Here is a 13,436-nt window from a genome sequence, read left to right as displayed (position 1 = left end):
GGTGGAGGGTTTATTCCCACCTATTAATCATCTTTATACCATAAGTTTACATACCTCTTTCTAAATATTGTTTTTATTATAACGGAAAAAATATAATTGGAATAATAACAAAGAGGGGGATAACATGTTTCGGAAAACTATTTTTAAGAAACTATTTCTATCATTCTCCGTGGTTATCATTATCTATACTTCTATTATTTTGTTTGTGACTATCTCGCAAGAATATTCCCAAAATCGGCTTGAAATAAATAAATTAAATGAAATGTTTTTGGAAAGAGAAAGTAATATAATTGACTATCGCCTAGATGTTTCCTTAAATGTGGTCAAGCTGTTATCCCAGCAAGATGTTATTGCGGAATTTTTAAAGGAAAATCAGTTTAATTATAGTGTCTATAGTAAAATGTTTAATGAGTTAACAGGCAATCATTTTTCAAACGATCAGTTAGGTTTTAATCTTGCTGTTTTAAAAGATTATGGGACAGATGTAACTAGTTCAGATGGTTATTTTTTGTTTAAAGACTATATGAAATTTATCCATATGGATGAGAATATCACAGAGTTAGAAGCTTTTATGGATTTAAAGGGAAACAATGATTTACAGTGTTATGACGCCAAAGATAAACTAGTTATTGTCAATAAAATCTATTATCAGCAGGAAAAGCAATATCTCTATTTTTTCATTGTGTGGGAGAAAAAGGACTTATTAATGAGCAATTTACCAGATGCGAATAGTATTCTTGCGATGGTTGATTCGTCTGTCTTAGCCTCTACAACCATTATGGGAGAAAACGTACTAGCTAGTTTTTTACCGGTGAAAAAAACCAATGAAAATCAAATTGTCTATCGCTCGGTTAATAAATACGATGGCTATCAAAAGCGCTCCAATGCGATACCAACTATTCATTATTTATATATAACGAATGTACATACAGGAATTGGATTACCAATTCATACCCTTACCAGTATCGGAGTAATTTTGATTGTCCTTCTTTTGTTAGGTTTTGTTCTAACTACCACTTTAAGCAGAAAATCATATTCACCCATTGAAGAAATTATCAAAAATATTAAAAGTGGAGAGGAAAAAAATAGTTCGGACAGTTATATAAAAAATGAGTTGGATTATATAATCTCTAAAATTCATATTATCAATAAAACCAATCAGAACTTAGTACAGCTTCAACAAAGCTCATTAGTTGATTTGCAAGAAAACTTTCTCAAAAACATCATTTATGAAAATTATGATAAGCAGAATATGGAGAGAAGGTTGAAACTCCTGCAATTAGATCCATTCAGTCAGGGCGGCATTCTTGCCATTATAACCATGCAGGGGATTTCTGAATGGGAATCCAATTTAAGCGAAGGGAATATTTTAACATTAAGGAAAAAAGTACTAGCTTTATGCAATGAAAAAGAAACCAATCAAAAATTTATTTCTTTTCCCATTGATTATAAACATTTTTGTTTGTTTTTTGCAGAAAAAAATCAGCATCTTATTTTAGATGTTTTACATCGAATGATTGGGAGGATAGAGCAAGAATTAGGAGTAGAAATTACTTTTACCCTCTCACAAGCCTTTCCATCTTTAAGCGAATTGCCAAAAATATTTAAATCTTCCTTTCAGCTTATGGAACAGAAATACTCTTTTATTGATACAAAATCTCTATGCAGCAGCCATATTCCATTATCATCTGGGAAAGATTATTCCTATAGTGTAGAAACGGAAAGTATTTTAATAAATTTTATGCAGAAAAGAGAGTTGAAGCATGCCAAGAAATTGATAAATGAGATAGTTGAAACAAATTTTAGAGAAGAAAGCATGGATATATATAATATATATGATTTTCGAAATGCTCTCATCAATACGATAAAAAGAATTTTAAATAAATGTAATCTGTCTTTTAGTGATTTTTTAAAGAATAATAAAGCGCTATTCTTTCATTTAAACAGTTCTGATATCGAGATACTAAAAAATACCTTCATCGATATATTCAATGAGTTAATGTTACTTCTAGAAGAAAAGCACTCCATTAAACTTTCTACAGTTGAAAGTGTTCTTCGTTATATTCAAGAAAATTACACAAGCGATCTATCTTTAGGCGAAGTAGCAGATCATTTTCAATTAAGTGAATCCTATGTTAGCAAGTTGATTAAAGATCATTTAAAATCCTCGTTTAAAAATTATGTAAATCAATTGAAAGTAGAGAAATCAAAAATTTTATTGGAATCGGGTAAATATATGGTATCAGAGGTTGGTGAAATGGTTGGCTGTAAAAATGTGAATACTTTTATTAGGATTTTTAAGCAGCAGGAAGGAATAACGCCAGGAAAATATGTTATTAATAAAATGGCTAAATAAATAGTTACACAGAGAACGGAATACATCCATCAAATTTTTTTACATGAATAAAACCAAAACAATGATAGGAGATATTTTGACTATCTTCGTATTTTGGCTTGTGTTTATCTTGAGGGTGGAACATAAGTATTTCAACCCAATATAACCCCGAACAATTATACGTACATATTAGAGAAAGTTCGTATAATTTGTTTGGCGGTTTTTATTTATTTTAAGAAAAAAGGTTTGTGGTAATCACCCGCAGACTGAATACACTTCGCTTTCCATGGGGCGAGCGCCAAGCCTCCTCGTTCCTGCGGGGTCTTGGACTTTCTCGCAGCTCCCATAGGAGTCTACGTGTATTCAGTCTGCTTTGTTTTTTCCTAGTAATTTTAGTTTGCTTAAAAACTAAATAAGCTTTAAAAAAGGAGTGAAATGGAACGGAGGATACTCGACTCCTGCGGGAAGCAGAGCAAAGCCTAAGACCCCACAGGCTTTAGCCGAGGAGACTTAGGTTGCTCCCCGGCGCATCGTGTGTCTGTAGTGTAATGGAACGAATTGGTTTCACCACTGAATTAGAGATTGTTCGTCTTTATCCAATATATATTTTGTTTTGTCTCATTTATGTTTTTAAAGAAAAAATTTTAGTAGATATTTCGATTTTTTAAATAAATTTATTCCATTAATCCAAATTACTATTAAAATAGAAGAAAGATACTAGACAAGAGGGACGTGAAATGGTGAAAATTGATAAAATTGAAGTCCAACATGTGAAAATGCCGCTGGTTAGTCCGTTTAAGACAAGTTTTGGTGAACTGTTAGAAAAGGATTTTCTGATCATTAAAATATATAGTGGTGAGCACATTGGGTATGGAGAGTCTGTCGCTTTACCTGATCCTACTTATAGCGAGGAAACAACTGGAACTGTTATTTATATGCTAAACGAGTTTTTGATACCACTCTTGTTTAAAGATGAGATAACGCACCCAGATGAAGTTTCAAAAAGATTCGCTCCAATCAGAAGAAATAATATGGCAAAAGCAGCTTTAGAAGGCGCAATATGGGATTTATATAGTAAACAGCAAGGTATTTCTCTTTCGAAAGCGCTTGGAGGTATTCAAACATCGATTGATGTTGGGGTAAGTATTGGAATCGAACCAACTACAGACATGCTTTTAACAAAAGTGGAACGCTTTTTGAATGAGGGCTATAAAAAGATTAAAGTGAAAATTAAACCTGGCTATGACTTAGAGCCTTTAGCAAAAATAAGACAAACCTTTGGTTATGACATCCCACTAATGGCAGATGCGAATTCTGCCTATACGTTAGCAGATATCGAGCGAATTAAAGAATTAGATCCACTTAAGTTGATGATGATTGAACAGCCATTAGCATATGATGATATTATTGATCATTCTATTTTGCAAAGTGAGCTCGCAACACCAATATGTTTGGATGAAAGTATTCATTCCGTAGAAGATGCTCGAAAAGCGATTGAATTAGGAAGCTGTAAAATAATAAATATTAAGATTGGCCGTGTCGGCGGTTTGACGGAAGCTAAGAAAATACATGATGTATGTAAAAAACACGATATTCCTGCATGGTGTGGCGGCATGCTGGAAGGCGGAATCGGAAGAGCGCATAATATCGCGATAACCTCCCTTCCGGCTTTTACAATTGCGGGGGATACATCTGCATCGAATCGATACTGGAAAAAAGATATTATTTGTCCAGAGGTCACATTGTCTACACCAGGCAAAATAGAAGTACCAAAAGGAGCCGGTATTGGGTTCGATTTAAACGAAGCAGTGATTAATCAGCATTTAATTTCAAAGAAGGAATATGCTAATCCATTCATTTAATAAGGGGGGAACGACGACAGTGGATCCTTATATAATAAGAGAAGTAACTGAAAAAGCTGAAATCCAACTGGTAGTTTCCCTTCAAGATTCAATTTGGGGCAGGACTAATACTACACCCTATCCATTTTTAGTTGCCTCTATTCATAATGGTGGAATGATTATAGGGGCTTTTTTGAAAGAAGAACTGGTAGGCTTTTGCTATAGTTTCCCTGGTTTTCATCAAAAGGAAATCTATTTAGTGTCCCATATGATGGCAGTGAAAGCAAAGGATAGAAATGCTGGATTGGGCTTTAAAATGAAAGTAAAACAAAAGGAAATGGCCTTGAAACGTGGCTATTCAAAAATTATTTGGACTTTTGATCCGCTAGAATCACGGAATGCCAATCTAAATATAGCGAAACTAGGAGGGGTAGTGAAAACATATTATCCTAATCATTACGGATCCATGGAGGATGAATTAAACGGAGGCCTTCCTTCAGACAGGTTTTTGTTAGAGTGGGATATTGGGAAACTATCAGTAAATCCTCATCCGGCAGGAGAGCAAATTCCATCACTTGTTACTTGGAAAACGATAAAAGAAATCCCTATTCCTTTATCTTTTGAACTCCTATCCAAAAAAGCGGATACCTATAAGGTTCCTGTTCCTAAAAATATACATACAATAAAAGAAAAAGATTTTGCCACAGCCGAAAAGTGGCGTATGATGCTTAGGAATGTTTTTACTCATTTGTTTTCAAGGGGATATATCATTCACAGCTATCACAAGACAAATGAACTAGTGAATTATTATATTGTAAGCTTAAACAAAGAGAATGAATGAACTTATTTGAATAACGAATTACATAAACGAGGAGGGGAAAAATGCACGAACAAATAGACAGCTGGGTAGATGGGAAAAAGGAAGAGATAATAGCTATGTATCAGTTTCTTCATAATCATGCAGAAATAAGCTGGGAAGAAGTCGAAACAACGAAATTTATAAAAAATGAGCTGGAGAAATTATCCATTCCCTATCAATTATTCGATGATCAAACTGGGATTGTTGGGGAATGGGGGAAAGGAAATAATCCTGTTATAGGGTTGCGAGCAGATATGGATGCATTATGGCAGCAAGTGAATGGAGAATGGAAGGCCAATCATTCATGTGGTCATGATGCACACACGACGATTTTGCTTTTTACCTTAAGATGTCTGAAGGAACTAGGCGTAGAACCAAATGGGAAAATAAAGTGCCTGTTCCAACCTGCTGAAGAGACTGGTGCAGGGGCAATTTCCTTTATTAATAAAGGGCTTCTAGACGATATTGATTATTTATTAGGATTACATGTGCGACCAATTCAAGAAATGAGAATGGGAGAATGTTCTCCTGCAATCTATCATGGAGCAGCGGCAAGCTTTAAAGGAAAACTATATGGAATGCAGGCACATGCCGCAAGACCGCATTTAGGGATAAACGTTATCGACAGTCTTACAGCTATTAATATGGCTATTCGTTCTATTCCGTTGAACCCGATTATCCCTGCTTCTGCAAAAATGACTTTTGTCCAGGCGGGAGGAAAGAATTTTAATATTATCCCCGATTATGCGGAGTTTGGCATCGATGTTCGTGCCCAAACCAATGAAGAGATGGAACAATTGATTTCCAGACTTGAAAGCCAAGTGAAACTTGCAGGTGAAGCGAATGGTGCTCGAGTTGAATTAGAACTTCTATCCGATATGCCAGCAGCAACACCAAATAAATTGATGGAAGAAATAGCAGCTGAAAGCATTAAAGAAATACTAGGAGCGAAAGGGCTTGTGAAGCCTCCAGTAACACCTGGTGGAGAAGATTTTCATTATTATGCGAAAGTAAAGGAACAACTGCAAACAACAATGATTGGCTTAGGCACAGATTTACAGCCCGGATTACATCACCCAGACATGTATTTTCAGTTAGAAAGCCTACTGCATGGGATAAAAATCATGGCTTTATCGGCAGTAAAATTAATGGAAGAAAAACAATAGATTGAAGGAATTTCTTCTTTTGGCAAAGGAGGAATTCCTTTTTTTAATCTAGTAGATGCTTCTATGTACAGCAATAAAAAAAGCAAGTTTATCGAAAACGAAAAAATATGATATCCTATTGAATAGATAGGATATAAACTAATTATACTGAATAAAGAATGAATATCAGGTCTTTACTGCAACAATTATAAAAGTAATTATGCTATAATGCATAATGGCAATTATACAGAAAAAACACTTACGATAGGGAAAGCAAAAGGGACTGCAGATGAAATCATTAATAGGCCAAGATAAACCAGTTCAACGACTTTTTATTTTTATTATAGGGCTTTTGATTATGTCATTAGGCATTGTATTAATTATTACTGCAAATTTAGGTTCAGCCCCATGGGATGTTTTGAATATTGGATTGCATATTCAGTTTGGTCTGACCATCGGCAGCTGGGCAATAATAGTTGGTTTTTTAATCCTATTGATAGCTGCCATCCTTTCAAAAAAACTTCCTCCTTTTGGTGCTTTATTAAATATGGTGTTAGTAGGAGTATTTATTGATTTTTTCCTACTACTTCCCTTTATGAATACCCCTTCGACCCTTTATCAAAAATGGATTATGTTTTTAATTGGATTGATTATAATGGGCTATGGAATGGGATTCTATATTTCTGCGAAACTTGGTGCAGGACCGCGAGATAGTCTTATGATTGTCTTATCGGAAAAATTTGGCGGGGGCATAGCAAGAACGAGATTATTAATGGAGGCAATTGTTTTAATAATAGGATGGATACTTGGTGGACCTGTATCATGGGGAACGATTATCTATGCTGCCTTAATAGGAAGAGTTGCAGGATGGAGTATCCCACAGTGTACAAAATGGACGAACTATATATTGGACCGAAATAAAAGAACGGTGAATAATATTCACCAACATAATATGGAGCGGGAGGCAAAATAATGAAAATATCTACAAAAGGAAGATATGGATTAACTATTATGATGGAGTTAGCAAAAAAGCACGGAGAGGGACCGATTTCATTAAAATCAATTGCTCAAACCAATAATTTATCCGAGCATTACTTGGAACAATTAGTTGCTCCGTTGCGTAATGCTGGGTATGTGCGCAGTATTCGTGGAGCATATGGTGGATATGTATTAGGTGATGAACCGAATAAAATTACTGCTGGAGATATTATTCGGATATTAGAAGGACCTATAAGTCCTGTCGAGGGAATCGAAGATGAAGAACCAGCTAAGAAAGCTTTATGGATGAAAATCAGAGATGCGGTAAAAGATGTATTAGATTCAACCACAATTGAAGACCTAGCTAACCATCAAGAAGACGATAACTCAGATGGTTATATGTTTTATATTTAATAAGCTGTTTTTTGGAAAATCGATGGCTGTTTCTTTATAATAGCAATCAAGTATGTAGAAAGCTCTTTGGATGATTTTTTTATATTGGACAAAAAATAGAAACCTGAAATGATCACAACTAATTAATTGTAGGTGAATAACTTGGAACATATTTATGTGGATCATGCGGCAACTTCACCCATGCATCCAAAAGTAATCGATAGAATGTATGAAGTCATGAAAGATCAATTTGGCAATCCTTCAAGTATTCATGCCTATGGAAGACAGGCAAGAAATATATTGGATAATGCTAGAGCAGTAGTTGCTTCTAGTATAGGTGCACACGAAAATGAAATTATTTTTACGAGCGGTGGTACAGAGGCAGATAATTACGCTATCTTTGGAATTGCAGAAGGCAAAGAAGCGAAAGGAAAACATATTATTACAACGGAAATTGAACACCATGCTGTATTGCATGCTTGCCAAGAATTAGAGAAAAAGGGCTACGAGGTTACTTATCTTTCTGTAAATGAATACGGACTAATAGATTTGAATGAATTCAAAGCAGCATTAAGAGAAGATACTATTCTTGTTACGATTATGTATGGCAATAACGAAGTGGGTGCGATTCAACCGATAAAAGAAATAGGCTTATTGTTAAAAGATCATCCTGCTGTCTTCCACACAGATGCGGTACAAGCCTATGGTTTAGAAGATATTGATGTAAAAGAACAGCACATCGACCTTTTATCCGTTTCTTCTCATAAGATTAATGGTCCTAAAGGAATGGGTTTTTTATATGTTAAGAACGGCATTAAACTAAATCCTCAATTATTTGGTGGCGAACAAGAGAAAAAAAGAAGAGCTGGAACTGAGAATGTTCCTTCTTTAGCAGGCTTTCAGCTAGCAGTAGAAATTTCTCAACAGGATAGATTGCAAAAGAGAGAGCAGTTTAAAAAGTATAAAGAAATCCTAATTGGTATCTTAAAAGATAATAATATTTCATTTAAACAAAACGGATTAGTTGATAATACCTTGCCACATGTTTTAAACTTAAGCTTTCCCGGTACAAATGTGGAAGCAATGTTAGTTAATCTTGACTTAGCAGGTATTGCTGCTTCTAGTGGTTCCGCATGTACTGCTGGATCAATCGAACCTTCTCATGTGTTAGTAAGCATGTTTGGCAAAGAATCGGAAAGAACAAAAAATTCCATTAGATTTAGCTTTGGATTAAATAATACGGAACAACAAATAGAAAAGGTCGGTCATGAGTTAGTCAAAATCATTAACCGTCTGACAAAATGATAACCTTCCCTTCCATGTAAAGGGAAGGGCTAAGGGGGAAATGGAAAATGGAAAAAGCACCAAAAGATACCCGGGTAGTAGTAGGAATGTCTGGTGGAGTTGACTCATCAGTTGCTGCGTTACTTTTAAAAGAACAAGGCTATGATGTTATCGGTATATTCATGAAAAACTGGGACGATACAGACGAATTCGGTGTCTGCACTGCAACGGAGGATTATGAAGATGTCATTCGTGTCTGCAATCAGTTAGAGATTCCTTATTATGCGGTGAACTTTGAAAAACAATACTGGGATAAAGTGTTCACTTATTTTCTTGATGAATATAAAGCGGGGAGAACACCTAATCCCGATGTAATGTGTAATAAAGAAATTAAATTTAAAGCTTTCTTAGAGCATGCAATGAGTCTTGGAGCTGATTATCTTGCAACAGGGCACTATGCACAAGTAGTCAGAGAAGATGGTCAAGTGCGCATGCTTAGAGGGAAAGATGATAATAAAGACCAAACATATTTTTTAAATCAACTAACAGAAGAACAATTAAGCAAAGTAATGTTCCCTATTGGCGGCATGGAAAAATCAAAGGTTCGTGAACTTGCTGCTAAAGCAAATCTTGCGACAGCAACCAAAAAAGACAGCACAGGTATCTGTTTCATAGGAGAGCGTAATTTCAAAGAATTCTTAAGTGGATATCTTCCTGCGCAAAAAGGAAATATGGAAACAATGGATGGAGAAGTAATTGGCCGTCACGATGGACTTATGTATTATACAATCGGGCAAAGACATGGTCTTGGCATTGGCGGAAGTGGAGAACCTTGGTTTGTTATCGGCAAGGATTTAAAACGGAATGTCTTATATGTAGGTCAAGGATTCCATCACGAGTTGCTTTATTCTGACAGCATTATTGCGACCAACGTTAGCTGGGTATCCAAAGATCGCATTGGTACATCATTTGAATGTGCAGCTAAATTTCGTTACCGTCAACCAGATAATAAAGTAACGGTAGAGGTTATCGATGAAAATACAGTCAAAGTTATCTTCCACGAACCAATTCGTGCTGTAACGCCAGGACAAGCAGTTGTATTCTATCAAGGAGAAGAATGCTTAGGCGGAGGAACAATTGATAAAGTGTTCCGTGATAATGAAAGATTAACATATGTAGGTTAAGGATGGACTGTCGACTTACATTAGTTGGTCGACAGTTTTTACATACTGCAAAAAGCAGCTAGCAATTCTCCTGTAATAGGAGGATTTGCTAGTTTCTTTTGTGTAGTTGCTTTTCTCATTTTTGATTAGAAAATATGCTATACTACCAATAAGAAATGGAGTGTTTTAAGATGGATAATAGTCAATTAGGAATACAATATATGCAAGAAGGCAAATGGGAAGAAGCGGCAAAAATTTTTATGGAAGAGATTGAGAAAAATCCGAACAATGCAGTTTCTTACGTTAATTTTGGCAATGTTTTATCAGCTTTGGGTGATGATACAAGAGCATTATCTTTCTACCAAAAGGCGATTGAAATAGATGATACAACGGCTGCAGCCTATTATAGTGCAGGAACCGTTTATTATGAAAAAGAAAATTTAGAATCCGCAAAGAATATGTTTGAACTAGCATTAGAAAAGGGACTAGAATCAAGTGATAATTTCTTTATGCTTGGACTTACTTATGTTGGTTTAGATAAAGGGAAATTGGCAATCCCTTATTTTCAAAGAGCAGTTGAACTAAATAGTCAAGATGCAGAGGCGTTCTTTCAACTAGGGCTCTGTTTGGCACAAAATGAATATATTGAAGAAGCAATTACACAATTTCAATCCTGTCTAGCATTAGATGCCACTCATGCAGATGCTTATTATAATTTAGGGGTTGCCTATGGTTTTAAAGAAGAAACAGCGAAAGCAGTCGAAATGTTCAATAAGGCGCTAGAAATCCAGCCAGATCATCTTCTTGCTGGTTACGGAAAGCAAATTATCGAAGAAAAGTAATGGAAAGAGAAATGAAATGTAAGGGAAGAAAGGAGGAATTCAGTTGAACGAGCAGAACTCTTTGGATCTTTTTGAAAAGGAAAAAAAGTATGTGAAGGGACGACATCTTGTTACCATTTTTCATAATGAACAGAATCTTTACTCTGTGATAAGAATAAGAGTCGATGAAACGAATCATGATTATGACGATAAAGAAGCGGTTATTACTGGCTATTTGCCAAAGATGAACGAAGAAGAAACGTATACATACTTTGGTGATTTTAAAGAGCATCCGAGATTCGGTTTACAGCTGCAGGCAACTTCCTTTCGAAAAGAAATGCCACAAACAAAGCAAGGGGTTATTGCTTATTTATCGAGCAACTTATTTAAAGGGATTGGGGAAAAAACAGCAGAGAATATTGTGGATACTTTAGGAGAAGAAGCAATCTCCAAAATCATGAATCAGCCATCGATTTTAGAGACAGTGCCCAAACTTGCATCAGATAAAGCGAAAATCCTCTATGATACATTAATGAAAAATCAAGGGTTAGAGCAAGCAATGGTTTCTCTAAATCAATATGGGTTTGGTCCGCAATTGTCGATGAAAATTTATCAAGTATATAAAGAAAATACGCTAGAAATAGTCCAGACAAATCCATATAAATTAGTGGAGGATATTGAAGGGATTGGTTTTGGAAAAGCAGATGACCTTGGTTCACAGATTGGAATTACTGGGAATCATCCAGATCGATTAAAGGCTGGCTGTTTGTATATTTTAGAGTTAAGCAGTAATCAGGAAGGCCATGTCTATCTCCATGCCGAATTTTTACTAGAAAAAGTAAAAGCCCTGCTTGAAGAAAATCAAAAAGAGGAGATAGAATTTTCGCAAATAGCAGATCAGGTTATTCAGCTGGAGGAAGAAGGGAAAATTATAGTGGAGGATAAAAAAATATATTTACCTTCATTGTTTTTTTCAGAAAAAGGACTTGTACGAAATATAAAGCGAGTAATGGAGCAATCTGAATATAAAGACCAATTTCCAGAATCGGAGTTTCTGCTGGCGTTAGGAAACTTAGAGGACCGTATCGGTGTTCAATATGCTCCCTCTCAACGAGAAGCGATTCAAACGGCGCTTATGTCCCCGATGCTAATTTTGACAGGTGGTCCCGGAACGGGGAAAACAACTGTCATAAAGGGAATTGTTGAATTATATGGTGAATTGCACGGCTGTTCCTTAGAGCCTAATGATTATAAAAAAGATGAACCCTATCCATTTATTCTTGCGGCGCCAACTGGCCGAGCGGCTAAACGAATGGCTGAATCAACAGGTTTACCAGCAGTTACTATTCATCGATTGCTGGGATGGAATGGGACAGGAACATTTGAACGGGATGAGGAACATCCTTTGGAGGGAAAAATCCTCATCGTCGATGAAACCTCGATGGTTGATATTTGGCTAGCCCATCAATTATTTAAGGCTTTACCTGAACATATTCAAGTAATTATTGTAGGAGATGAAGACCAGCTGCCATCAGTAGGACCGGGCCAAGTATTAAAAGATCTACTTGATTCAGCATGTATTCCTACTGTTAAGTTGAAAGATATTTATCGACAAGCGGAAGGATCATCGATAATCGAGCTGGCACATGAAATGAAAAAAGGCCAGCTGCCGGCTAATCTTCTTGTGCCTCAAGGGGATCGTTCATTTATAAAATGCTCTTCCAGTCAAATTCCGCAGGCAATTGAAAAAATTGTTTTGAATGCGAAAAACAAAGGCTTTGCGCCAATGGATATTCAAGTATTGGCACCGATGTATAGAGGACCAGCAGGAATTGACCGCTTAAATGCCATCTTACAGGAAATCTTAAATCCTAATCCAGATGGCACCAGAAAAGAACTGAAATTTGGAGATGTTACATACCGGATCGGTGATAAAGTCCTTCAGCTAGTCAATCAACCAGAAAGCAATGTTTTTAATGGTGATATGGGTGAGATTGTATCGATCTTTTATGCGAAGGAAAATACGGAAAAGCAAGATATGGTTATTGTTTCGTTTGATGGAATAGAAGCAACCTATACGCGACAGGATTTAAATCAAATTACGCTGGCTTATTGCTGTTCTGTCCATAAATCACAAGGCAGTGAGTTTCCAATCGTCATTATGCCCGTCGTCAAAAGTTATTATCGCATGTTAAGAAGAAATTTAATTTACACCGGAATAACTAGAAGTAAACAATTTTTGATTCTTTGTGGAGAAGTGGAAGCAATGGAATTAGGCGTTAGCCGGAATGATGAACTAAATCGGCAAACAACCTTAAAAGAAAAGATCAAAGAGGCATTTGCCGATGTATATCAACCAGACGAGACGATGGAAATAACAAAAGAGAATTCATTTGATTTATTGTATGAAGGTAAAATCAATCAAATCGATCCAATGATTGGAATGGAAAATATCTCCCCATATGATTTTATGGAAGCATCTGAATCCTAAGAAAATTACTTAAGTACAAACTTTTTAAGAAAACCTCTATTTTTACGGAGAATTCCTCTTTTTCAGAGGATTTTTTTTGCCAATGTTTGTACTACATGTTTTTAAGTTCTAGGTGAAAAATAGTAA

Annotated in this window: 10 protein-coding genes; all 10 read left to right on the top strand. The window is 35.7% G+C overall.

Going from position 1 to position 13,436, the window contains the following annotated elements; genetic code table 11:
- Nucleotides 1–124: 124 nt before the first annotated feature.
- The 10 genes from NST77_RS12725 (at nucleotide 125) to recD2 (ending at nucleotide 13,310) form a co-directional block, all read left to right on the top strand.
- Nucleotides 125–2,356 (top strand): helix-turn-helix transcriptional regulator, encoded by a 2,232-nt coding sequence (locus tag NST77_RS12725; RefSeq protein WP_123260798.1) that lies wholly within the window; start codon nucleotides 125–127, stop codon nucleotides 2,354–2,356.
- A 719-nt stretch (nucleotides 2,357–3,075) separates the two neighbouring features.
- Nucleotides 3,076–4,197 (top strand): o-succinylbenzoate synthase, encoded by a 1,122-nt coding sequence (gene menC / locus NST77_RS12720; protein ID WP_341123749.1) that lies wholly within the window; start codon nucleotides 3,076–3,078, stop codon nucleotides 4,195–4,197.
- 19 nt (nucleotides 4,198–4,216) lie between these two features.
- The gene (locus NST77_RS12715; RefSeq protein ID WP_164463667.1) at nucleotides 4,217–5,017 is read left to right on the top strand and encodes a GNAT family N-acetyltransferase; all 801 of its coding nucleotides are present in this window, start codon (nucleotides 4,217–4,219) and stop codon (nucleotides 5,015–5,017) included.
- Nucleotides 5,018–5,058: 41 nt separating this feature from the next.
- Nucleotides 5,059–6,201: a M20 peptidase aminoacylase family protein gene (locus NST77_RS12710; protein WP_095331691.1), complete on the top strand. Its 1,143-nt coding sequence runs from the start codon at nucleotides 5,059–5,061 to the stop codon at nucleotides 6,199–6,201.
- Nucleotides 6,202–6,469: 268 nt separating this feature from the next.
- On the top strand, nucleotides 6,470–7,153 hold the full coding sequence (locus NST77_RS12705) for a YczE/YyaS/YitT family protein (RefSeq protein ID WP_095331693.1): 684 nt from the start codon (nucleotides 6,470–6,472) through the stop codon (nucleotides 7,151–7,153).
- A complete protein-coding gene (cymR, locus tag NST77_RS12700; RefSeq protein ID WP_095331695.1) occupies nucleotides 7,153–7,572 on the top strand; it encodes a cysteine metabolism transcriptional regulator CymR in 420 nt (139 codons plus the stop codon). Before NST77_RS12705 ends, cymR begins: the two co-directional genes overlap by 1 nt.
- 141 nt (nucleotides 7,573–7,713) lie before the next feature.
- Nucleotides 7,714–8,856: a cysteine desulfurase family protein gene (locus NST77_RS12695; protein WP_341123748.1), complete on the top strand. Its 1,143-nt coding sequence runs from the start codon at nucleotides 7,714–7,716 to the stop codon at nucleotides 8,854–8,856.
- Nucleotides 8,857–8,903: 47 nt separating this feature from the next.
- Nucleotides 8,904–10,019 carry a tRNA 2-thiouridine(34) synthase MnmA gene (gene mnmA, locus NST77_RS12690; protein WP_341123043.1) on the top strand — a complete coding sequence of 372 codons (1,116 nt, stop codon included), beginning with the start codon at nucleotides 8,904–8,906 and terminating at the stop codon, nucleotides 10,017–10,019.
- Nucleotides 10,020–10,189: 170 nt separating this feature from the next.
- Nucleotides 10,190–10,840 (top strand): tetratricopeptide repeat protein, encoded by a 651-nt coding sequence (locus NST77_RS12685; RefSeq protein ID WP_095331701.1) that lies wholly within the window; start codon nucleotides 10,190–10,192, stop codon nucleotides 10,838–10,840.
- 43 nt (nucleotides 10,841–10,883) lie between these two features.
- Nucleotides 10,884–13,310, top strand: a complete 2,427-nt coding sequence (recD2, locus tag NST77_RS12680; protein ID WP_095331703.1) for an SF1B family DNA helicase RecD2 — start codon at nucleotides 10,884–10,886, stop codon at nucleotides 13,308–13,310.
- The last annotated feature ends 126 nt before the right edge of the window (nucleotides 13,311–13,436 follow it).

Source organism: Niallia sp. FSL W8-0177, assembly GCF_038006285.1.
Classification (GTDB): Bacteria; Bacillota; Bacilli; order Bacillales; family Cytobacillaceae; genus Niallia; species Niallia circulans_A.
Note: the sequence above shows the minus strand (reverse complement) of the source record. Positions and strands in the feature narration are given on the sequence as shown.

Excerpts from the sequence above, each read along its gene's own strand:
- NST77_RS12710 (WP_095331691.1), top strand. The coding sequence starts at position 5,059 with ATGCACGAACAAATAGACAGCTGGGTAGATGGGAAAAAGGAAGAGATA.
- NST77_RS12685 (WP_095331701.1), top strand. The coding sequence starts at position 10,190 with ATGGATAATAGTCAATTAGGAATACAATATATGCAAGAAGGCAAATGG.
- NST77_RS12705 (WP_095331693.1), top strand. The coding sequence starts at position 6,470 with ATGAAATCATTAATAGGCCAAGATAAACCAGTTCAACGACTTTTTATT.
- mnmA (WP_341123043.1), top strand. The coding sequence starts at position 8,904 with ATGGAAAAAGCACCAAAAGATACCCGGGTAGTAGTAGGAATGTCTGGT.
- NST77_RS12725 (WP_123260798.1), top strand. The coding sequence starts at position 125 with ATGTTTCGGAAAACTATTTTTAAGAAACTATTTCTATCATTCTCCGTG.
- cymR (WP_095331695.1), top strand. The coding sequence starts at position 7,153 with ATGAAAATATCTACAAAAGGAAGATATGGATTAACTATTATGATGGAG.